General features: G+C 27.9%; 22 protein-coding genes and 1 pseudogene. 3 read left to right on the top strand and 20 right to left on the bottom strand.

Annotated features, from left to right (window positions below; genetic code table 11):
* Positions 1-196: 196 nt before the first annotated feature.
* A complete protein-coding gene (locus tag FRIFI_RS01510) occupies positions 197-1,018 on the top strand; it encodes a nitroreductase family protein (RefSeq protein ID WP_166504814.1) in 822 nt (273 codons plus the stop codon).
* A 298-nt stretch (positions 1,019-1,316) separates the two neighbouring features.
* Here FRIFI_RS01510 and FRIFI_RS01505 read toward each other — a convergent pair whose 3' ends face one another.
* The 5 genes and pseudogenes from FRIFI_RS01505 to FRIFI_RS15290 all read right to left on the bottom strand — a co-directional run bounded on the left by FRIFI_RS01505 (position 1,317) and on the right by FRIFI_RS15290 (position 3,679).
* Complete coding sequence (locus FRIFI_RS01505; protein WP_330405549.1) at positions 1,317-1,712, bottom strand: DNA alkylation repair protein; 396 nt, start codon at positions 1,710-1,712, stop codon at positions 1,317-1,319.
* A gap of 36 nt (positions 1,713-1,748) precedes the next feature.
* Positions 1,749-2,213 (bottom strand): methylated-DNA--[protein]-cysteine S-methyltransferase, encoded by a 465-nt coding sequence (locus FRIFI_RS01500; protein ID WP_166504813.1) that lies wholly within the window; start codon positions 2,211-2,213, stop codon positions 1,749-1,751.
* Positions 2,214-2,350: 137 nt separating this feature from the next.
* A pseudogene (locus tag FRIFI_RS15090) lies at positions 2,351-2,911 on the bottom strand (DUF4269 domain-containing protein).
* Between the two features lie 83 nt (positions 2,912-2,994).
* Positions 2,995-3,261, bottom strand: a complete 267-nt coding sequence (locus FRIFI_RS15295; RefSeq protein ID WP_334293979.1) for an aminotransferase class V-fold PLP-dependent enzyme — start codon at positions 3,259-3,261, stop codon at positions 2,995-2,997.
* Positions 3,262-3,403: 142 nt separating this feature from the next.
* Positions 3,404-3,679 carry an aminotransferase class V-fold PLP-dependent enzyme gene (locus FRIFI_RS15290; protein WP_330405548.1) on the bottom strand — a complete coding sequence of 92 codons (276 nt, stop codon included), beginning with the start codon at positions 3,677-3,679 and terminating at the stop codon, positions 3,404-3,406.
* Positions 3,680-3,879: 200 nt separating this feature from the next.
* Here FRIFI_RS15290 and yedE point away from each other — a divergent pair, with 200 nt between their 5' ends.
* Complete coding sequence (gene yedE / locus FRIFI_RS01480; RefSeq protein WP_166504810.1) at positions 3,880-4,968, top strand: YedE family putative selenium transporter; 1,089 nt, start codon at positions 3,880-3,882, stop codon at positions 4,966-4,968.
* 108 nt (positions 4,969-5,076) lie between these two features.
* Positions 5,077-5,313, top strand: coding sequence for a putative Se/S carrier-like protein (locus FRIFI_RS01475; RefSeq protein WP_166504809.1), 237 nt, complete (start codon positions 5,077-5,079; stop codon positions 5,311-5,313).
* A 72-nt stretch (positions 5,314-5,385) separates the two neighbouring features.
* Here FRIFI_RS01475 and FRIFI_RS01470 read toward each other — a convergent pair whose 3' ends face one another.
* The 15 genes from FRIFI_RS01470 to FRIFI_RS01400 form a co-directional block, all read right to left on the bottom strand.
* Positions 5,386-6,435, bottom strand: coding sequence for a 4Fe-4S dicluster domain-containing protein (locus tag FRIFI_RS01470; RefSeq protein ID WP_166504808.1), 1,050 nt, complete (start codon positions 6,433-6,435; stop codon positions 5,386-5,388).
* Between the two features lie 118 nt (positions 6,436-6,553).
* A complete protein-coding gene (locus FRIFI_RS01465) occupies positions 6,554-7,948 on the bottom strand; it encodes an MATE family efflux transporter (RefSeq protein WP_092922876.1) in 1,395 nt (464 codons plus the stop codon).
* A gap of 390 nt (positions 7,949-8,338) precedes the next feature.
* Entirely contained in the window at positions 8,339-8,641 is a 303-nt protein-coding gene (locus FRIFI_RS01460; protein WP_092922873.1) for a hypothetical protein, read from the bottom strand.
* A gap of 170 nt (positions 8,642-8,811) precedes the next feature.
* Positions 8,812-10,155 carry an MATE family efflux transporter gene (locus FRIFI_RS01455; RefSeq protein ID WP_166504807.1) on the bottom strand — a complete coding sequence of 448 codons (1,344 nt, stop codon included), beginning with the start codon at positions 10,153-10,155 and terminating at the stop codon, positions 8,812-8,814.
* Positions 10,156-10,164: 9 nt separating this feature from the next.
* Complete coding sequence (locus FRIFI_RS01450; RefSeq protein WP_166504806.1) at positions 10,165-10,950, bottom strand: ABC transporter ATP-binding protein; 786 nt, start codon at positions 10,948-10,950, stop codon at positions 10,165-10,167.
* A gap of 47 nt (positions 10,951-10,997) precedes the next feature.
* Positions 10,998-12,011, bottom strand: coding sequence for a FecCD family ABC transporter permease (locus FRIFI_RS01445; protein WP_166504805.1), 1,014 nt, complete (start codon positions 12,009-12,011; stop codon positions 10,998-11,000).
* Between the two features lie 3 nt (positions 12,012-12,014).
* A complete protein-coding gene (locus FRIFI_RS01440; RefSeq protein ID WP_166504804.1) occupies positions 12,015-13,028 on the bottom strand; it encodes a FecCD family ABC transporter permease in 1,014 nt (337 codons plus the stop codon).
* Positions 13,029-13,182: 154 nt separating this feature from the next.
* Entirely contained in the window at positions 13,183-14,127 is a 945-nt protein-coding gene (locus tag FRIFI_RS01435) for an iron-hydroxamate ABC transporter substrate-binding protein (protein WP_092922857.1), read from the bottom strand.
* 245 nt (positions 14,128-14,372) lie between these two features.
* Positions 14,373-15,299, bottom strand: coding sequence for a chemotaxis protein (locus FRIFI_RS01430; protein ID WP_092922854.1), 927 nt, complete (start codon positions 15,297-15,299; stop codon positions 14,373-14,375).
* Positions 15,300-15,455: 156 nt separating this feature from the next.
* A complete protein-coding gene (locus FRIFI_RS01425; RefSeq protein ID WP_166504803.1) occupies positions 15,456-16,739 on the bottom strand; it encodes a hypothetical protein in 1,284 nt (427 codons plus the stop codon).
* Positions 16,740-16,926: 187 nt separating this feature from the next.
* Complete coding sequence (locus FRIFI_RS01420; RefSeq protein ID WP_166504802.1) at positions 16,927-18,057, bottom strand: ABC transporter permease; 1,131 nt, start codon at positions 18,055-18,057, stop codon at positions 16,927-16,929.
* Between the two features lies 1 nt (position 18,058).
* Positions 18,059-19,177, bottom strand: a complete 1,119-nt coding sequence (locus tag FRIFI_RS01415) for an ABC transporter permease (RefSeq protein WP_166504801.1) — start codon at positions 19,175-19,177, stop codon at positions 18,059-18,061.
* A gap of 13 nt (positions 19,178-19,190) precedes the next feature.
* Positions 19,191-20,123 carry an ABC transporter ATP-binding protein gene (locus tag FRIFI_RS01410; RefSeq protein ID WP_092922843.1) on the bottom strand — a complete coding sequence of 311 codons (933 nt, stop codon included), beginning with the start codon at positions 20,121-20,123 and terminating at the stop codon, positions 19,191-19,193.
* Between the two features lie 217 nt (positions 20,124-20,340).
* Positions 20,341-20,985, bottom strand: a complete 645-nt coding sequence (locus FRIFI_RS01405; protein ID WP_166504800.1) for a response regulator — start codon at positions 20,983-20,985, stop codon at positions 20,341-20,343.
* A gap of 4 nt (positions 20,986-20,989) precedes the next feature.
* The gene (locus FRIFI_RS01400) at positions 20,990-22,084 is read right to left on the bottom strand and encodes a sensor histidine kinase (protein WP_166504799.1); all 1,095 of its coding nucleotides are present in this window, start codon (positions 22,082-22,084) and stop codon (positions 20,990-20,992) included.
* Between the last annotated feature and the right edge of the window lie 43 nt (positions 22,085-22,127).

The raw sequence follows: 22,127 nt of genomic DNA, 5'->3' as shown, positions 1-22,127 counted from the left end.
AAATCTATAACTAAAAGTTATATGTTTATGAATATTTTAAATTAGACATAGTGGTTATAACAGTGCTATAATCACTATTATCCTTAATAAATATATTTGTATTTTCTTATGAATTTTACTTATTAGTATACCAAAATAATTAAGACATATAAATTAAAATTGAAAGATATTATATAAATTAAAGGGAGTGTTTTTTATGATGAAAGTAGATAAGGATCTTTGTATAGGATGTTCTCTATGTGTTAAAGATTGCATGGTTAAAGATATTGAACTTATAGATAAAAAGGCTCATATTAAAAATGTAGCCTGTTTTAAATGTGGTCACTGTATTGCAATATGCCCTAAAAATGCAGTATCAACTGATGATTATAACATGAATGAAGTTAAAGATTATAATAAAGAGGATTTCTCTATTGATGCAGATAATTTACTAAACTTTATCAAGTTTAGAAGAAGTGTAAGACACTTTAAAAATCAGGATGTAGAAATAGAAAAACTTTCTAAAATCATAGAAGCAGGGAGATTTACTCAAACAGCAAGAAATGCACAAGATGTATCTTATATTGTAGTTAAAGATGGCATAGAAACTTTAAAAGAAATGTCTTTAGAAAGATTAAGTGATATGGGTAAATATATGCTTGCTAACTTAACACCTGAAACAATGAATTTAAAGCTATATGCCCAGATGTGGGTAAAAATGTATGAAGAATTTAAAGCAAATCCTACTGGTAGGGATAGTCTATTCTTCAATGCTCCTGCTGTAATACTTGTAGTTTCTGATAATCCTGTAGATGCTAGTTTAGCTTCCTCTAATATGGAACTTATGACTAATGCTCTAGGCCTTGGAACTTTCTTTAGTGGATTCTTTACAAGATCTGCTGAAGGAAATAAAAAAATTATGGACTTCTTAGGACTGAACGAAAATCAAAAAATTGTAACTTGCATGGTTATCGGATATCCAGATGTAAAATATCAAAGAACAACTCCAAGAAAAGAAGCACAAATATCTTGGAAGTAATCTAAATAAAAAATTCGCTTCGCTCATGTCGCCAACGACTACGTCCGTTGCTCAAAATATATTTTTCTACATTTTCAAACTTGTTGATATATCTTATATCCATAATTTATCAACAGTTTTGTTCTTAATATAAAATCCTTGTATGTAAAAAAATAGAAATGGGCTATGTTAAGGTAAATTAGCCCATTTTTACTATCTCTTCATTGATTTTATTAAGACTTTCCTTTCTTTGTCAATCTTTAAAGATTCACATATTTTCTGGAGAGATTTATTGTAAGTAAAATCATCAAGATTATTATTATTTAAATATTCTAGTGTTATATTTTTTTAGAAATTCCCATACTATTTCTTTATTTTTATTGGTTATTTTAAGCCCACTACAAAAACTATCACATACAGACCAGTTATTTATTTTAGGAATAAAGTTTTTTATATATACTAATATTTCTTCTATATTACTATCCTTAACATATCCTATTACCATTCCCTGTAACATAACCTCTTCAAAATATGTATCATTAGCATTTTTTAGATATTCTCTCCAGTCTTTTTTAGCTATTCTCTTCGCTATTTTTCTTAAACACAAAAGTCTAACACCTAGTATATTCTCAACTCCTGGTATTAGCCTTGAAGAAAATTCTCTATACTTTTCTTCTGATAATTTCAAAAGTTCTTCTCTAATTTTTTCGTTCATATATCCCTTCTCCATATAATGTTAATATACTTTTATTTAATTATTATTTTCCATATCTAATAATTGTTTTTTTATCTCTAAACCCGCAGCATAACCAACTAAACTTCCATCAGCACCTATAATTCTATGGCATGGAATTATTATTAATATAGGATTTTTATTATTTGCCATTCCCACTGCTCTAGCTGCTGTTGGCTTACCTATTTTTTGAGCTAATTCTTTATAACTATATGTTTTGCCATATGGTACATCTTTAAGTTCATTCCATACTAGCTTTTGAAATTCTGTACCGTTAAGAGAAAGTGGTACATCAAATTCTATTCTTTGTCCTAATAAGTATTCCTGAAGTTGCTTTGCTGTTTCTTTAATTAATGGTGTTTCTTCAATATGCATATCTTCTGATGATAGTTTCTCCGCTAGATAAAGATCTGTTATTCCTTTTCCATCTTCAGCAATTCCTATCTTTCCCAGCTTTGTTTCATAATAAAAAATATTTTTCATATAAACACCTCATTTGTTAATTTGCATATGTTATTTCATAATCTAATATACAATACTTTATATAATATTTATATAATAAAGAAGTTACTATACTAAAAATAAGCATAATAACTTCTTTATATTTTTCTATATTAATATTATTTTAAATTTTTTAAATCATCATCATAGTATTCTTCTAATTCTAGTAAACTTTCATATGGATTACCTTTTAATCCTAGTTGTTTAGCAAAAGCTGGCTCTGTTTTTAATCCCCTCTTTTTTAAAGCTATTATTTCATTTTTAAAATCTTTTCCTAAAATCTCTATCAATCTAGCTTCTATCACCATATGTCTATATCCGTTGGTTTTCTCTGAATGATTTTTGCTCGCATATATCTCTATTTCTATATCATCCACATAAAAGTTACATACTATTATATTTTCTATACTATTTTATATTACTTTAAATCCTTTTCTTATTTCAAATTCATTGACTAATACTTCTTTAAAAGTAACGAAGTTTTCTACTTCACATACAATATCTAGATCACTACTTTCTATGTTTATTTGTATTGGAATAGTTCCTATCAGTATTGGGTTGTAATCCTTGAGTACTTCAAATATATTTATTCTTTTAAGTATTTCATAACTTTTTCTTTGAGTATTATTCCCCTCTTTTAGGTATGATATATCCTTCCAGTTTATGTCCTTTATTTTCATATCTTCCCCTTATTCAGATCTTTAAATGTAAATTGATTTTAAAATGATTATCCATTTTCTTAAAGTATATTATAAAACATGAATTATTTATTTATCCATATATTTTTCACACAATCAATAATATAATCTATTTCTTTTTCTGTGTTAAAGTACACAAAACTAAATCTAACAGTACCATTAGGAAAAGTTCCTAGTGTTTTATGAGCAGAAGGTGCACAATAAAGACCGCTTCTAGTTGATATACCGTAATTTTTATCTAACATATGACATACTATCCCATTATCAAGTTCTTTAAAATCAAGAGAAACTACCGAGGTTCTATTTTTAGTATCAAGCTTTCCAACTAACAAACTTTTATCTATTCCTTTTATTCCACCTACAAATCTTTTAGTTTGATTTCGCCTAAAAAGTTACAATTAACTTTTGTAATCGTTATGTCATTTAAAGAATTCAACGGTCTCATAACTGCATTGTGCTCCATAGAAGAAACTATTACATTGTCACCTTTTTTAGTAAGCCTTTAATTACTATATTTAAGCTAGTTGTAATATTAGGTGTGAAAACAACATTTTTAGGTTTATCAAAATTGAATAATTCACATATTAATTCTCTAGTTTCATATAGAACATTTTCCGCTTCATAGGATGATGAATATGCACCTCTATTTACATTACAACCTACATTATTTATATAATCTAGCATAGTTCCACCCTTTAATGTTGTCTTTGGATATGATGTTGCTCCATTATCACAATGTATCTTATCCATTTTTCCCCCTAATTAAATATATCTTAAGTTTAATATATCATTCATTTTTATTACTGCTATACTGTTTTTATCTATCTTTACATGAGTATTTTAGAATTTTTCTATACTACATTTTTACCTAATTATCTACAAAATGGCTATGTTATACTTTGCGTGGAAAAGTATTTTGTATCTAACAATTTCATATGGGGGTATTTTTAATGAAGGAAAAAAGAAACATCATTATCGGTGGAGCTATAATTAGAATTATATCTGTTTTATCCGTACTTTATGGAAATCCAAAGAATATGGGAATATGTGTAGCTTGCTTTATTAGGGATATTGCAGATTCATTAGGTCTTCACAGAACTGAAATAGTTCAATATATAAGACCTGAAATTATAGGAATGGTGTTGTGTTCTTTTATTTTAGCACTTGGTAGTCGTGAATTTAAGTCTCGTGGTGGCTCTTCTCCATTTATAAGATTTTATCTAGGATTTATAGTAATAATAGGAGCATTAATGTTCTTAGGTTGTCCTACTAGAATGGTGCTTAGACTTGCAGGTGGAGATTTAAATGCTTTATTTGGTATAGGTGGTTTTGTAGTAGGTATACTTATTGGTATAGTTTGCTTGCGAAAAGGATTCTCTCTCAAAAGAAGTTACAAACAAACTAAATTAGAAGGATTTTTATTCCCAGCTATAAATATTGTATTATTCATTATGCTAATATCATCTTCTGCTTTATTATTATTCTCAAAAGAAGGTCCTGGTTCTCAGCATGCTCCAGCTTTTATAGCTTTAACAATAGGGCTAGCTGTTGGAGTTATATGTCAAAAAACTAGATTGTGTATGGTTAGTGGATTTAGAGATTTAATATTGTTTAAAGATTATTATTTTTTATTAGGATTTTTAGCTATGCTAGTAGCTGCTTTTATAGGGAATTTAACTTTTGGATTCTTCACTCCTGGATTTACTGATCAGCCAGTAGCCCATACAGATGGTTTATGGAATTTTTTAGGTATGGTATTAGCAGAATGGGGTTCTGTATTATTAGGTGGTTGTCCTATGAGACAATTAATTTTATCTGGCGAGGGAAATATTGACTCTGTAATAACTATATTTGGTATGCTTGTTGGAGCAGCTTTTTGTCACAACTTCCAATTAGCATCTTCTTCAAAAGGACCTACATCTAATAGTCAAATAGCTGTGATTGTATGCTTTTTTATACTTGGTATCATTTCATATTACAGTTGCAAGGCTGATAAAGATATAAAAAATAAATTAAAAGTAGATGTTAGTATTGGCTAAAAAAATAGATGCTAGAGGATATTCTTGTCTTCAACCTGTACTCATGGCTAAGAAGGGTTTAGAAGAAAATCCTTAAGGTGTAGAAGTTTTGGTAGATAATAATGCTGCTTGTCAAAATATAAAAAGTTTACTCATTCTTGCGCTATTAAATTTTCTAGATTTTTAACTAAAAGTGGTATGGAAAATGAGTCTTCTCCAGTTCCCAGAAATTTAAGCTCTAACTGTGGTATTGGAGTTAGCTTTTCTTATACAGATGACATAAATAAACTTTATATAAAAGATATAGAAAAAATTTATTTTATAGATTGTAATGAGTACTCTTTGTATAAGGATTTTGATGATTAAATAAATTTATAAAAGCTGTAGATAAGTTTGTTTAATACAACTTTACCTACAGCTTATTTTAATTCAATATGTTTACCTTAACCAATCAGGATTTCCTGGAACGAAAGGTCTTTTACCAAACTTTTCTTTATATTCATCAAGAGCCTTTTTTATAAGTTCTTGATTATCTTTAAAAGTATTTACTTCTTTTATAGTTTCTAACTCTTGTGCAAATGGACATACTGATATACACATCCCACAATCTGTCCCCATATACAACCATTTTATGTAACAAGATTCTTGCTCTATTACCCAAGAATCTTTATCTGGCTTATTGGATAAAGATTGCGAAGGACAAAAATGTGCACACTTGTTGCACAATTTACAGAAGTCATCTAGCCCAAAATCTATTTGCTCATCTACATCTAATTCTAAATCTGTAGTTACCACTCCAAGTCTTATTCTTGAGCCATAATCTTTAGTAGTTAAAATAGTATTTCTTCCTATCTGTCCAAGTCCAGCATCTTTTGCCACCCTAACTGGCATCAATAAATAATTCGAGTCCATATGATTTCTAGCTTCATAGCCTAGGTTTCTTATGTAATAACTAAGTACCATCCCAACTATAGATGCATCTACATAGCACTTACTAGTTTCTATAACTTCTGCTATCATAGGTCCTCTATTTATCATATCTTTATCCATCTCTACTGCAAATACTATTCCATATTTGTGATGATTAGTTATTTCTTCACCATAATTTTCTTCATGTCTTCCTCTATGAGTATAATAATGATAGTCTTTTAATTCTGTTATCCCTACTAATTTAGCTCCATACTGTTTTGCAAACCCCTTTATTTTCTTAGTTATTATTTTTTTATTTACTTTTACCTTTTCTGGTTTAGGTTTGTTTTCACATAAGTGCTTTATGTCTGATAAAAATTCAAATGCAGACAAAGCCATTGGTGAATTTGTTGGATTATACGTCATACTTTCCTCACTGCATAGATAAGGTCTAGTTCTTATGCTATCATCTATATCCTTTTTTTCAGGATTTCTCGAGTAGTAATCTACATAAGCCTCACTACCCTTTTCATAGTTTGATCTAGCAAACATTGTATCTCTTTCATCAACTCTATTCATTATTTTACTTGTCATCCCCTTTGACTTAGTGTTAGTAGATAATATATTCGACTAAATCTCCTATAATCCTTTATACAAAAAAGATACTACATAATTTATTGTAGTATCTTTTTATATATTAATTGTTAACACAAGCCTCTAGATTTTTATTATCTTTTTCTTTATAATCAATATCTCTAATCCACTTTTTGCTAAATAATCTAAACACACACCAAATTCCCTTTAAAATCTCATCTGATTTTAATACAATAAGAACTATTCCTGGAGGTAATTCTAAAACAATCCCAGCTACATATCCTAGTGGAATAGATATAATCCATAAAAATAATACATCCGCAATCATTAAAAACTTAGTATCTCCACCAGCTCTAAGTACCCCTTTTGTAAGAAGTGTTGCTACAGACATAAATACTACTAAAACTGACGTTGAGTTCATTAATTGATAGGCAATAGATTTAGTATAATCTGATATATTATAAAAATCTATTACAATATATTTAAGGCTAAATATAACTACTCCTGAACATCCCCCTAATATAATAGCCATAGCCAAGAACGTAACAGCTCTTTTATATGCTGATTCATAATCTCCTTTACCTATAGTATTGCCTGTAATAACTCCACTTGCATTAGATACACCCATTAAAAATACATTAGTAAACTGTAGGACAACAGCAGATATACTGTTAGCTGCCACCATGTCTGAACCCATTCTACCCATTATTACAGATACCATGTTAAGACCAAGAGCAAGTATAAGATCACTTACTAAAACAGGTCCACCTATTTTTATATAACTTTTAAGTAGCTCTTTATCTAAAGTAAGTAAATACTTTAATTTGAAGTTAAGTTTTTTATCTATCTTAAATAAGTAAGTAACTACCACTGTAAATTCTATAATTCTAGCTATAAGAGTAGCTATTGCTGCTCCTTGTATTCCAAGTTCTGGTGCGCCTAATTTACCAAATATTAAAACCCAATTTAGAAAAATATTAAATCCAAAAGATGTTAAAGATGCAAATAAAGCAACTTTAACTGACCCTACTGTTCTAAACAAAATATTTACTGTAGTAGATATTCCTTGGAATATAAATGATAATGATATTATCTTAAGGTACATTACTCCTTGATCTGCCACAGGTAATTCACTAGTATATATAGACATTATTTTATCTGGCATAAACTGTGATAAACTTAAGAAAATTATAGCAAAAGCTATACTAGCTCTTATCAATATTGATAATACTTTGTTAATGGAATTTATATCCTTCTTGCCCCAAAATTGACCAGATAATACACCTGCTCCTCCACCTAGTCCAAAGTTAATAATTAAAAATATAAAACAAAATTGATTCGCTAAGGATGCTGCTGATAGTGTTATCTCCCCAAAAGAGCCTAACATCATAGTATCTGTCATACTTACACCAACATTTATAAGTCCCTGCATAGCTATCGGTATGCTAATTTTTAGTACATCTTTATAAAAAGATTTTTCTTTCACAAAAACACTCATATTCTCTTTCCTCCTTATGTTAATAACTTATTTATGATATAAAAAGCTGGATAAGTTGCAAGCTTAAAGCTCACTTCTTATCCAGCATATAATCTTAATTTATAAGCACATTTTAATTATTAGCTTGATTATTTTATTATATTATATAATATAATATTTTATTTGTAAATTATTTAAACTTAAAACAATATCACAATTATATAAAATTCCTTTTGCTAAAAATATAATTTAACTTGTCCATAGTTATTATTTTTAGAGTGAGATTTTAGAGTTTTTTGATTCCGAATAAAAATAAAAGAAGATATTATCATAAGACTATGGTAGCATCTTCTTTTACCTTTAATACTTTTAGATTAAATTTCGCTCATTACCTAACTAAACGTTATATTATTAAAAATACATCTTATCGCTATCTTTATAACAGTAATATGTCTTTTCTTTTGTTTCTATACGTAAAGAATCATCATATACTACTATCTCATCTATAGCACTGTCTTCTACTTCACATACAGTAGTATTTTTACATTCTCCAAAACTTAGATATCCTTTATCTTCTTTAGGCTCATATCTAAATTTTATATTAGCCTCTTTTATATTCATTTCTTCACCATTTACTTTGCTGCTTACTTTTATATCTGTATATTCATTTGTAAGAAGTAAATTTTGTATTTTGTAAGTTAATTTATCAGTCATAATCTTATGCCTATTTCTAAGTACATTTAATACTTAAAATCCTTTCATTATATTTATATGTTTAATATAACAAATTTAATTGACATTAACAATTAGGCACTTTTTTGTAACTACCATTTTATGGTACATTGTAAAAACACCCTATCAAATATTGATATGGGTGTTTTCTTTTAAAATTTATTTACTTTTTTAAACTCTCTTAATAAAAATATACCTACTATAATCATAGTACTTACATCTGCTATTGGTTGTGATGCCCATACTCCATTTAATCCGTATATTCTAGGTACTACAAGTATAACAGGTATTAATATTATAACTTGTCTTAATAAACTTAAAAACATAGATATCTTTGCACTACCTATTGATTGGAAATATACTGCTCCCAAAATAGAAATACCTATTGTTGGTAATGTAAATGTATATATATTTACTCCATTCATAGCTAACTCAGTAAGTTTACTGTCATTTGTAAATATACTGATGAATAACTCTGGGAATAATCTAATAAATATAAACCCAAAAGTTAATATTATTGTTCCTACTAACATAGCTATTAACAATGCCTTTTTAGTACGTCCATATTGCTTAGCTCCATAATTATATGCAATTATAGTTTGCATTCCTTGGCTTAATCCAAATACAGGCATTAAGAAAATCAAGTATATAGATGTTATGGTTGTCATAGCTCCTATTGCTAAGTCTCCACCGTATATTTTCAGTACTCTGTTTGTTACTAGATGTATAGAACCTGATGCTAGTTCCATAAAAAATGGAGTTAATGCTATTAATATAATAGCTTTTAAAAGTCTTTTTTCTAGCCTAATATTTTTGATTTTTAGCTTAAGATTTGATTTTCCTAGTGTAAAATAATAGGTAGACCATATAAATACTAACAGTTGACACATTATAGTTCCTATAGCTGCACCTTTTATTCCCATATCAAATCCAAATATAAATATAGGGTCTAATATTAGATTAAGAATACAACTTATTATCATCATCGTAGCAGCTAGCTTAGGTCTTCCTTCTGCCCTTATAGCACTATTAAGTGCAAACCCTGGTAAATTAAACCATGTACCAAAGAATATTACACTCATATAATCTCTTGCGTATTTAATAGTATCAATACTAGCTCCAAATATATAAAGTATATCATCTAAAAAGAATGCCCCTATTATCATTATTGCTATAGCAACAACTATTTCTAAAGCAAATGTATTTCCTAATATTCTTTCAGCTTCTTCTTTATTACCTTCACCGAGCTTTATAGATATATTAGTACTTCCTCCAATAGCAATTCCTACACAAAATGCTCCTAGTATTGTAAATAAAGGCATTGTCACTCCAAGTCCAGATATAGCAAGTGCTCCTACATCCTTAATAGAACCTATAAAAGCTCTATCTACTGTATTATATAAAGATGTTACCATCATTGCTAATATAGCAGGTACTGAATACTTAAGTAGTAACCTTCCTATTTTATCTTCTTTTAAAGCTTGTTGACTTTCCATAAATTACTCCTATACCACCATGTCATAAGTTATACATACTGGTTTTTGAGTTCTAGGATCTTCAACAATCTCAGCATCTATATTAAATAACTCTTTAAGATTTTCCTTTGTCATAACCTCATGTGCACTACCTTGACATGCTATTTTACCCTTTTTAACACCTATCATATAGTCTGCAAACCTAGCTGCATTGTTAAGTTCATGTATTACCATAACAATAGTTGTTCCCTGTTTTCTGTTTAATTCTTCTAATAACTTTAATACTTCTAATTGGTGAGCTAAGTCTAAATATGTTGTTGGCTCATCAAGTATAAGTATATCTGTTTGTTGAGCTAGTGCCATGGCAATCCAAGCTCTTTGTCTTTGACCTCCAGATAAGGCTTCTATCGGTCTATCTCTAAATTCCTCTATTCCCGTTGACTTTAATGCCCATGTAACTATATCATTGTCTTCTTTTTTTAATTTACCAAATCCCTTTTGATGAGGAAATCTTCCATAAGCTATTAACTCCTCTACAGTAAGGCCACTTGGAGCCTGAGGACTTTGTGGAAGAACTGCCATAGTTTTTGCTAATTCTTTTGGACTTTGTTCCTTTATATTTTTATCATTTATATATATGTCACCACTTTTAGGTTGTATAATTCTAGCTATAGTTTTTAATATAGTTGATTTTCCACATCCATTAGACCCTATTATCGTAGTTATTTTTCCTTTTGGTATGTCTAAATTTAAATCTTTTACTATATCTAAATTTCCATATGAAATATTTAAATCTTTAGTATTTATACAGTTCATTTTTATCTCCTTTGGTTAATTATTTCGATTATTTAAAATGAAATTATTTATTCTGATAGCATCAGATAAATAAAGTATGGAACACCTATTATTGCTACTACTATTCCTACGGGGATTTCCATAGGTGCTATTAAATTTCTAGCTATAGTGTCAGACACTAGTAAAATTAAACTTCCCACAAGTGCAGCTGTAGGAATTAACTTTTTATGCTTAGGCCCAACTAATTTTCTAGCTATATGCGGTGCAACTAATCCTAAAAAGCCTATACTTCCTGCTACAGAAGTCGCTACACCTGCTAATATTACAGCATATATTATTAATCTTCTTCTCTCTTTTTCAACCTCTATACCTAACCCTGTTGCCACTTCATCTCCTAAATTTAGTACATCTAAATATCTAGATTTATATATTGTAAGCAAAGTAAATATTAATATAAAAGGTAAAACTGCTAATACATATTTCCAGCTTGCTCCCCATATACTTCCTGAAGTCCACGCCATTACTCTATTAAATTCTTGTGTTGTAAATCTTAATTGGAATATTGTAAGTAATGATGTAAATGCTACATTTATACCTATACCTATTAACAATAATCTAGATGAATTTATTCCGTTTTTCCATGCAAGTATATAAATTAAAAATGCTCCAAATATAGCTCCTGATAATGCAACTATTGGCATTGTAAATATAGTCATATTACTTATACCATCATATACATTTCCATTCATAATATAAATGTATATAACAACGAATAATGCAGCTCCTGAATTTATTCCTAGTATTCCTGAGTCTGCCAAATCATTCTTAGTAACACCTTGTAAAATAGTACCTGCTATTGCCAAAGCTGTTCCAACTAGAATTCCAATCACTATTCTAGGTAATCGTAGTTTAAATATAGCAATTTCATGACTTTTAGATCCTTGTCCTACTAAAGTTTTTATAACATCTAATGGCTCTATAGACAGCGATCCCATATTTAAACTAACTAAAAATGTAGCAAATATTAATACCATTAAAATGCCTATAATCATAATAAATTTTTTATTCTTTTTTATATTCATAATCTATTTTGTATCCTTTCTAACAAGGTATATAAACATAGGAACTCCTAATAATGCTGTTAAAGAACCTATCGGTGTTTCATAAGGAGGATTAATCATTCTAGCCATAATATCACTATATACAAGTAAAACTGAACCTAATATCATTGAACTAGGTATTATATATTTATAGTCCGCTCCTACTACTCTTTTAGCAATTTGAGGAACTATTAATCCTACAAATACTATATTTCCAGCCACAGAAACAGATGCTCCAGTTAAAAATATTACTATTATTAAACTCACAAACCTAACTGCATTTGTTCTTTGTCCCAATCCTATGGCAACTTCTTCTCCTAAACTTAAAATAGTTATCTTAGGTGCCATAAACATAGCCCCTATAAATGCAGTTCCTCCTACTATAGCTAATAGTTTAACACCTTCCCACTTAGCACTAACTAGTCCTCCAGAAATCCAAAAGCTTAGCTGTTGAGATAAGTTAAAGTACATTACGATTCCCATAGCTAATGATATAAGTAAAGTACCTAATGCAGTTCCTGCAAGAGCAAGCTTTACTGGATCTACTTTCCTTGCCGACCTTGAGCTTATAAAATAAACTAAAAGTCCACTTATACTAGCACCTAAAAATGCAAATACCATCAACCCAAAACTTCCTATAACTAAATTTTTGTATATTCTTTGTAATACAAAAGCTACTGCTATCATAAATGTAGCCCCTTGTGTTATACCCATTACAGATGGCTCTGCAATAGGGTTTCTAGTTATACCTTGCATTATAGCTCCAGCCACTGCTAAGAATCCTCCAACAAGAGCTGCACAAATAGCTCTTGGTATCCTAACATCCCTAACTATCTTAATACTTACATCATTACTATTTGTAAATATGCTATGTATTATTGTTTGAAAATCTATATCTTTTGCTCCTAGTGAAATAGACATAACTATTCCAGCTATAAGCAATATTATTCCTATAAGCATAAATGAATAAGCTAAAGTTTTTTTGCTTAATTTTTTCATAGTTCCTCCTTAGATTAAATTTAACTGAAATACTCTTTTAAATATACCCATAAAATTTAATTGTAATTATTTTTTAATTGAAATTAATTCTCTATAAATTAAATAGTAGGTGACAAAAGTTATATCCTTTTACCACCTACTTTATATACTTATATTATTTTACAACTTCATCTTTTATTGATTGTAATAATAATTCTCTTCCTATTGGATTGTATGCTTGACTAAAGTATGGACTTGCATCAAGTATTGTTACGTTACCTTCTTTTACAGCTCTAATTTCTGGCCATACTGTACTTTTTTCTAAATCGGCTTTATCTGAATCTGTAGCTATAACTATTATATGGTCTGCATCTATCTCTGTTAAACCTTCCATAGTAACAGTTGGTAAAGTTATTCCATCTTGCTTAGGCATATTAGCAGGTTGAGGTAATCCCATATCATCTTTTAATATTGTCCCTATACCACCTTCAGTAAATACCATAAATTGACCTTGACTAGCTAATACTGTTAAGTATGTTTTGTCCCCATTAGCTTTCTTTATTTCATCACCTAATTTTTTAGCTTTTGTATAGTAGCTATCTAACCATTTTTGAGCTTCTTCTTCTTGTCCAAATAACTTAGCTACATCTTTAAGTTTAGCTTCCCAATCATTTGCTTCATCTTTTAGCATAACTACTGGAGCTACTTCTTTTAATTGATCATATATCTTTTCTTGTCTTGGTGCCATTATTATTAAATCTGGATTAGATGCTAATATTGCTTCTATATCCATAGTATCCATCATTGAGTGACCAACTACTTTTGACTTTCCTAACTTATCCTCTACGTATGATGGAACTTTATCTGTTTCATATGAATCTACATTTGCTGTAGCTACTGGAGTGTGACCTAGTAAAACTAGCTCCTCACTACTTCCAGATATATCAACTATTCTTTTAGGATCTGCTGGTATTTCTACCTCCCCTTTTACGGATTGTACTACTCTTGTTTCTTCTTTTTTATTACTATCTTCATTGTTACTGTTTCCCGAACAACCAGTAACAATTCCAAGAGTAGCTATTGTTACACCTAATACTACTAATGATTTTAATCTTTTCATGTCATTCCTCCGTGTTGTTATTTATGTAATTATTATCATTATTTTTTGTTATTAATAATTATTATCACTTGATTTATATAATTATTATATCATCTAATTTTTTATAGTCAATATATTTTTATTTTATAAATTTTTTATATATTTTAAAATAAATAAAAAAATATTATCATACGCTTATGATAATATTTTCTTATATTTGATATATTTAAAATGTATTTTACTTAACTCTATTTAATTTTTCCTTATTATTTTTCTGTTAATCTATCTATAATGCTAACAAGATTAACTATTTCTGGCTTAGTTATCTGTTCATCCGCTCCAAGTGCCTGACCTTTAATACGTATTTCTTCACTTATTAAAGATGAGAATAGTATTAGTGGAATATCTTTTAAAACACTGTCTTCTTTAACAAGTTTTGTTAGCCTATGACCATCCATTAGAGGCATTTCAATATCTGATACTATACAAGAAACATGATTTTCAATTGGGTCACCACAAGTTTTTACTTCTAATAAATAATCCCATGCTTCTTGTCCATTATCTGCCTTAACTGTGTTTTTATAGCCTGCTTTGTGTAAACACTCGATTATAAGTTTTGAAAGTAACATTGAATCTTCTACTATTAAAATAGTTTTATCATTACATTTACGATCGCCTAATTTTTCTATAGCTTCAAATTGAATACTTGATTCCGGACTAATTTCTGCAATTATTTTTTCAAAATCTAATATAGTTATAAGTCTATCCTTGTATTCTGCAATACCTGTTGCTGCGCCTTCATCTCCACCATATATAACTCTATCTGGTTTTTTTATATCTTTCCAAGAAACTCTATCAATCCCAACTACTGAATTTACACGGAATGCAAAGTTTAACTTGTTAAAATGAGTAACGATAAATATATCATGTCCTATATCTTTTGGCTTAGGAAGATTTAAATATTTTCCAAGGTCTATAACCGTGATAATCTCATCTCTTGGCTTAAATACACCTTCTACAACGTCATGTGAATTTGGCATTTTCTTTACTTCTTGAGCCATTAAAATTTCACGTACTTTTGCTACATTTATACCAAATACTTCACCTGAAATTGTAAACTCCATAATCTCAAGTTCATTAGTGCCAGACTCTAAAAGTATTTTCGTTTGGCTTGTATTTTCTGAAAGTCCCATTATAATCCTCCAATTTTCTCTACTAACTATTTTGATGTCTATATATTCTATATACGTCTTTTATGTATAAATCTATAGGATTATTAATCATCTATTGCAACTAAACTCTTGTAACGCTATAAATAAAAATACTCTTCTTTAATATGAATAGCATGTTTATAAAAACAGATAAATAATTGTTATTATTGCTATGATAATAAATATGCTTGATAGATTATCTGAAACTGTACCTACATAGAAATATGGATTTATAATAAACTTTAATAACTTACCTTTATCATTTTCTCTTTCTTCTTTATTTATTTCTAATTTGCTATCTTTTATAAATATGACAGCTTCTTCTATTGCTGCCATATTTATTTTTAATTCACTTTCTGAAATAATGCCTTTACTGCTCATATTTTCTATATTCTTAATTTCTTTTGATACTATTTGTTGCCTTTCTTCTTCATTTTTACATAACTTTAATTGTTCCTTTAAGCTATTACTTTTCTTTATATATTTTTCTACTTCATGTCTTAACTCTGGGTACTTTTCATTTATAAGATTTTTTTCTTCAATAGTTAATTTCTCACTTTTAATCATTTTGATAGCTATTATTTCTGACTTTTTAAGTTCTTTTTGAATATTCTTTATGAACTTTTCAACTTCTTCTATTCCTGACATTTTAATTCTAGTTTGTGCTTCAGAAAGTATTCCTTTTTTATTCATTAGTTTTATATTGTTTATTGCTTTTGATATTGCTTGTTGTTTTTGTTCTTCACTTTTTAAGTTTTTTATTTCATGCTTTAATTCTTTTACTTCTTTTTCAGATTCTTTTGCTACTTGCTTTAAATCTGGATATTTTTCTTTTATGAACTTTTTTTCTTCAGAATTTAATCTCTCTCCTTTAACTATTTTTACTGCTATCATTTCTGACTTTTTAAGTTCTTTTTGAATATTCTTTATGAACTTTTCAACTTCTTCTATTCCTGACATTTTAATTTTAGTTTGTACCTCAGAAAGTATTCCCTTTTTATTCATTAGTTTTATATTATTTATTGCTTTTGATATTACTTGTTGTTTTTGATCTTCACTTTTTAAATTTTTTATTTCATGCTTTAATTCTTTTACCTCTTTTGCAGATTCTTCTGCTACTTGCTTTAAATCTGGATATTTTTCTTTTATAAACTTTTTTTCTTCAAAATTTAATGTCTCTCCCTTAACTATTTTTACTGCTATTATTTCTGCCTTTGCTATTTCTCCTTGAATTCGCTTTAATAAATTTGCTACTTCTTCTTTTTGAGATTTATTTAATTTAGCAAATTGTTCCTTTGATACTGCCTCTAAATCTATTTTTATTGCTGACTTATCTTGTATTGTCTTAGCTTGATTATTTCTATTTGTTAATACTGCTTTAGATAAATTGCTATATGAATTACTATTTATATTATTAATCACCTTGTCTCCTCTTTAGCATTATATTTATTTTAAGTAAAACTATCTTTTATTATATTTTATTACAAAAATAAAAACCACCTATCCATTATAAACTGTCTTAAATATTAGCTTCAGTTTATTTATGAAAAAGTGGTATCTAATATTAAATTAATATAAATAAAAACTTATCTATTCTTAATTATATTATTTAACAAGTTAATTTATTTTTCCTTTTACGTTCTAATACTAAATATAGCATAATTAATACTAATGATATTGATACTGCTGCTAATAAATCTAACCCTATACTTAAATAACTCCCCTCCATAATAATCTTTTTAAATGCTGAATTTATCCAAGTTAGTGGTAAAATCAGTGAAAAATGTTGAACTGATTCTGGCATAAATTCTATAGGAAGAAATCCACCACTTAATAAGCACATTGGAGTTACTATTACAGAAAGTAGTGTATAATACATTGTTGAATTATTAGATATACTTAAAACTACTAAAGCTACTGCTATCCCTACAATGGATAATGCAAACGATAGTAGCATCATCCATATTAAGTTAATATCAAACTGTGGATTTAGTATATAAAAAGTAGCTACTAAAGTTACACCTTGAAACAACAATAATACAAAGCATCCTAATATGTGTCCTAATGTATATTCTACCTTACTTATCTTAGACATTAAAATTCTCCTGTCTATTTTGAGCTCCCTTTCTTTTAATAATGGTGCTATACATCTTCCTCCTATAATTAAAAATGCTATTTCAAATAAACCAAACATGATTATATAATGGAAAGCATACGATAAATCACTATTTTCATAAGTAAATTTATAGCTATTCTTTTCATATTCTTTATATAATTTTAGGTATTCACCTTTGTTATCTCCAAAAGATTGAATTTGCATAATTCCAGTATTTATAACGCTAAGTATATACTCTTTGTTTCCTGAATTACTTTGAGAAATGACTTCTATTGTTCCTTCTTTATTAGTTTTTATATCTTTATATATATCTTTACTATTTATTATGACTCCAACAGATATATCTCCTTTATCTAAAGTTTCTTTAAGCTCTTTTACACTACTAACTTTAAAAAAACTACCTACTTTATCTGGTGGCAATAAACCATCTACTATTTCACTATTGTCTTTTGTATATATCCCTACATTAAAACTATTATTTGAATCTTCTAGAGATGAGTCTACTTTATCAACCAACACGCTAACAAGTATATTAATAGCTATTGGAAATATTAATACTAACCAAAACCACCCTTTCATAGTACATTTTAAATTATGCTTTAATATAATCATGATATTTTTCATATTATTTCACCACTTTTCTACTTAAAATTAGTATTGATATAGCCATTAACACAATAGATGCTATAATTCCAACACCTAATGCAGTATATAAATTTTCACTATAATTTAAAGTTACTAATGAATTAAATTCTTTACTGATCCATACAAATGGATTTAACTTTAATATTGGAATATTTTTTGCAAATTGTTCCATTTTCGGCATAAGTTCGCCTGAAGCTAAAGCCATAACAGTTACAATTATAGAGCAGACATTTTCTCCAACGCTTCTTTTCTTACATATAGATGATGCAAATAGTCCTATACAAACAGAAAGCATACTAAGTACACTTATCAAGGCTATCATTCCTAATAAATTTTGTTTAGTAATATTTACACCATATAAAATGGATATTGCAAGTAACATTATAATTCCTTGACCAAAAATAACTATGAATGAGCCTATTAACTCTAGTGACATAAGTTTAGATATTTTCATTGGAGAGGACTTTGCCCTTTCTCCTATATTTTCTTTTATGTAAAAGGTATTTTTAAAAGAACAAGCACTTACTGCAAGGATTGCCATTTGAAGCATGACTACACTGAAGTATTTACCATAATCTATATCTTCTGCTATTAAGTTTTTGTTTCCTTCACTTTTGTATTCTGATACCTTTACTAAATTATTACTTATACTAGGTACTTCACCTTCTTTGGCCACTGATTCGTATACAGACATTAAATTAAAAAATTCTTTTGTAATCCCTTCAATAACTTCTTCACCCATACTAAGTTTTTTGCTTCCTTCAAACTTTATATTCCTATTTTTATCATCTATAATTACAGTTAAATTACTCTTATTTACTTCTTCAATATTTTTATCAAGTTCTTCTTTGTTATAGATTTTATAATCTAAGCTTATCATCTCATTTTCTTTATCAAATTCTTCTAATGCTTTTACATATGATTTGTTTATTTCACTATTTTTGTTTCCTACTATACTTATATCAAGGCTTTCCTTTACACTATCAAATCTAAAAATTATTGAGAATATATAAGGAAGCATTATAACTAAAAATATAGTACCAATGATTGTATTCTTATCTCTTAAACTTCTTTTTATTGCAGATAGTATTATACTCATTTTTTCCTCCTCCTTAATCTCTAAGCTTTCTTCCTGTGAGATTTAAGAACACATCTTCAAGTGTTAGTGCCTTACTTTTTATATCTAAAATTTTAATGGATTTACTACTTATATAAAGTATGAACTCATTTAAACCATTAATTTCTCTATCTATACTTACAATAATTTTATTGTCTTTAAATTCAACACTATCTATTCCTTTTATATCCATTAACTCTTTTTCATTTATTTCTGTAATATCATTAACCATTACTTCAAACTTGTTTTTATCTGTAATAATTGATTTTAAGCTTTCCTTACTTCCACTTGCTATGACCTTCCCTTTATCAATTATTGCGATATTATTGCAAATAGCTTCTACTTCTTCCATATAATGTGTTGTGTATATTATTGTGCATCCGTTTTTATTTAGAAATTTTATAGATTTCATTATATGATTTCTGGATTGTGGATCTATTCCAACAGTTGGTTCATCTAAGATTAATAACTCTGGATTGTGTACTATTCCACAAGCAATGTTTAATCTTCTTTTCATTCCTCCTGAAAAAGTCTTGCTTAACTTTTTAGTGTCTTCTAATCCTACAAATTCCAAAGCTTTTAATGCTTTTTCTTTTAAGTCTTTTCCTCTTAGCCCATATAGGCTACCAAAAAACATTGTATTTTCTAATGCTGTCATATCTTCAAATATAGCTAAGTCTTGAGGAACTATCCCAAGCTTACCTCTTATGTTAGCATCACTCCTTCTTAACTCTTCATTACATATTTTTATACTTCCCCTATCTTTTTCTAGTAGTTGGCAAAGTATATTTATTGTTGTACTTTTTCCAGCTCCATTTGGTCCAAGCAGGCCAAATATATCCCCCTTTTCTATATATAGATTTAAATTTTCTATAGCATTTACATCCCCAAAACGTTTATATAAGCCACTTATCTCAATATATTTCATAAATATCACTCCCATTTATTTACATTAGTTTATATTTTAATTATATTAAAGATATATAAATTCCTTAAGTACACATAGTCATTGATTAACCATGACTAAAGTCATAAATTTCATGATTATCAAATAACCTTAATCATTTACTAATTTCATTTAAAATAATTCCTTGTTAAATAAAAAAGAAAACCTAAGTGGTTTTCCTTCAAAATCAATTATGTAATTAGTGTATTTTACTATTTAAATACTCTATAGCTATCTGTGTCCTATGTTTCAAATCCATTTTAGACAGAATAGATGTTATATGATTTTTTATGGTTCCTTCAGATAAAAAAAGCTTATTTGCAATTTCTTTATTTGATAAGCCTTTTGATATAAGTCTTACTATGTCTTTTTCTCTATCTGTTAACCCATAAATATTTAAACCCTCATCATCTGACTTATCATTTTTATTACTACTACCCACTACCAATTTTGACACTATATCAGACTCAAACACACCATTTCCAAGATAAACAGATTTTATCCCACTTATGATTTTCTCTGGCTTACTACTCTTTAGCAGATATCCACTAGTCTTATGCTTTATAGCACTACTTATTAGTTTTTCTTCATCAAAAGTTGTAAGTATTAATACCTTAACCTTTATATTCTTCTTGCTAATTTCCTCTAGCACTTCTGTACCATCCATCACTGGCATTCTCATATCTAAAAGTACTACATCTACTTCATTTTCACTTAAAAAATCTATACATTCTTTCCCATTTTCCAAAGCTTTAACTACTTCAATTTCATTATCTATCCCTATTATTATTTTTAGACTTTCTCTTATTAAAACATCATCATCTACTATAATTAATTTTATCATTTTCTCACCTTTTAAGTATTATTAGGTTTGAAAATCCATCTTCATTATTAAAATAAATATCTCCACCTAAATTGATGATTCTCTCTTCAATCCCTAATAACCCCATTCCTTTTTTTATTTCACCCTGATAACAACCATTATCTTTTATATGTAATCTTACAATTTTATTTAATACGCTAATGTCAATGTTAATTAATTCCCCATTGGAATATTTCATGCTGTTTGTCAATATTTCACTACAACATTCTATTATAGCTTTCCAATAAACTAAATTTATCTCATTTAAATCTCCCTCTATATTTAATTTAGTATTTATATTAGATTTATTAGAAAAATCCTCTAACATTAACCTTAGATTATTTATATTAACTTGCGATTGATCTGGCTTTATTTTTCTTAAAGTTTGCCTTATATCATCCATACCATTTCTTAAGTTTGTAATTATACTTTCTAGCATTTCATTGCCTTTTTCTTTATCATTTACAATTACTATTTTTAAAGCTTCTAGTTGCATTATACTTCCTGCCAAAGTATGTCCTATCTTATCGTGAAGTTTTTGAGATATCATATTTCTTTCTTCGATTTTTACAACTTCAACATTTTGATGTCTTATACGATTTTCTTTTTTTCTTCTTTCTTCAATGTTATAGTTTTTCTCTTTTAAATCATAGTTAATTTTTTCTATTTTCAAGATTTTTTGTTCATATCTCATAATTTCATAAGTAAAAATACTAGCAATTATTCCTATAAATATATCATTATAATTTAATCCTATCTTTATAGATAACATTATATATACAAAAAGTAAAATATACCTACATTTATAGCCTTTAACTTGTATATATTCAGTTATCATATATGTCAAAATCACTAAAGATGGAGGATAAAGGTAGGTTACTATAATCATATATAAAATATTTCCTAATAGTATTTTTTTATTTTTAAGTTTGATTATGTATAGCATATAAACTGATAAGCTTATGCTAATTAAAGCTATACATATTGGATAACTTACTTTGTCGAAGTATATATCATTTTCCATACCATATAAAAATATATTTACTGCCAAAATAATGTTTACAATTATTCTAAGTATCATTATTATTCTCCCAATATAAAATTTAAAGCTATGATTTAATTAG

It is taken from the genome of Romboutsia hominis (assembly GCF_900002575.1).
Lineage (GTDB): Bacteria > Bacillota > Clostridia > Peptostreptococcales > Peptostreptococcaceae > Romboutsia_C > Romboutsia_C hominis.
This window is presented reverse-complemented; position numbering and strand designations above follow the sequence as displayed.

Coding starts and splice junctions, on each gene's coding strand:
- FRIFI_RS01510 (WP_166504814.1), top strand. CDS start 197: ATGATGAAAGTAGATAAGGATCTTTGTATAGGATGTTCTCTATGTGTT.
- FRIFI_RS01505 (WP_330405549.1), bottom strand. CDS start 1,712: ATGAACGAAAAAATTAGAGAAGAACTTTTGAAATTATCAGAAGAAAAG.
- FRIFI_RS01500 (WP_166504813.1), bottom strand. CDS start 2,213: ATGAAAAATATTTTTTATTATGAAACAAAGCTGGGAAAGATAGGAATT.
- FRIFI_RS15290 (WP_330405548.1), bottom strand. CDS start 3,679: ATGGATAAGATACATTGTGATAATGGAGCAACATCATATCCAAAGACA.
- yedE (WP_166504810.1), top strand. CDS start 3,880: ATGAAGGAAAAAAGAAACATCATTATCGGTGGAGCTATAATTAGAATT.
- FRIFI_RS01470 (WP_166504808.1), bottom strand. CDS start 6,435: ATGAATAGAGTTGATGAAAGAGATACAATGTTTGCTAGATCAAACTAT.
- FRIFI_RS01465 (WP_092922876.1), bottom strand. CDS start 7,948: ATGAGTGTTTTTGTGAAAGAAAAATCTTTTTATAAAGATGTACTAAAA.
- FRIFI_RS01460 (WP_092922873.1), bottom strand. CDS start 8,641: ATGACTGATAAATTAACTTACAAAATACAAAATTTACTTCTTACAAAT.
- FRIFI_RS01455 (WP_166504807.1), bottom strand. CDS start 10,155: ATGGAAAGTCAACAAGCTTTAAAAGAAGATAAAATAGGAAGGTTACTA.
- FRIFI_RS01450 (WP_166504806.1), bottom strand. CDS start 10,950: ATGAACTGTATAAATACTAAAGATTTAAATATTTCATATGGAAATTTA.
- FRIFI_RS01445 (WP_166504805.1), bottom strand. CDS start 12,011: ATGAATATAAAAAAGAATAAAAAATTTATTATGATTATAGGCATTTTA.
- FRIFI_RS01440 (WP_166504804.1), bottom strand. CDS start 13,028: ATGAAAAAATTAAGCAAAAAAACTTTAGCTTATTCATTTATGCTTATA.
- FRIFI_RS01435 (WP_092922857.1), bottom strand. CDS start 14,127: ATGAAAAGATTAAAATCATTAGTAGTATTAGGTGTAACAATAGCTACT.
- FRIFI_RS01430 (WP_092922854.1), bottom strand. CDS start 15,299: ATGGGACTTTCAGAAAATACAAGCCAAACGAAAATACTTTTAGAGTCT.
- FRIFI_RS01420 (WP_166504802.1), bottom strand. CDS start 18,057: ATGAAAAATATCATGATTATATTAAAGCATAATTTAAAATGTACTATG.
- FRIFI_RS01415 (WP_166504801.1), bottom strand. CDS start 19,177: ATGAGTATAATACTATCTGCAATAAAAAGAAGTTTAAGAGATAAGAAT.
- FRIFI_RS01410 (WP_092922843.1), bottom strand. CDS start 20,123: ATGAAATATATTGAGATAAGTGGCTTATATAAACGTTTTGGGGATGTA.
- FRIFI_RS01405 (WP_166504800.1), bottom strand. CDS start 20,985: ATGATAAAATTAATTATAGTAGATGATGATGTTTTAATAAGAGAAAGT.
- FRIFI_RS01400 (WP_166504799.1), bottom strand. CDS start 22,084: ATGATACTTAGAATAATTGTAAACATTATTTTGGCAGTAAATATATTT.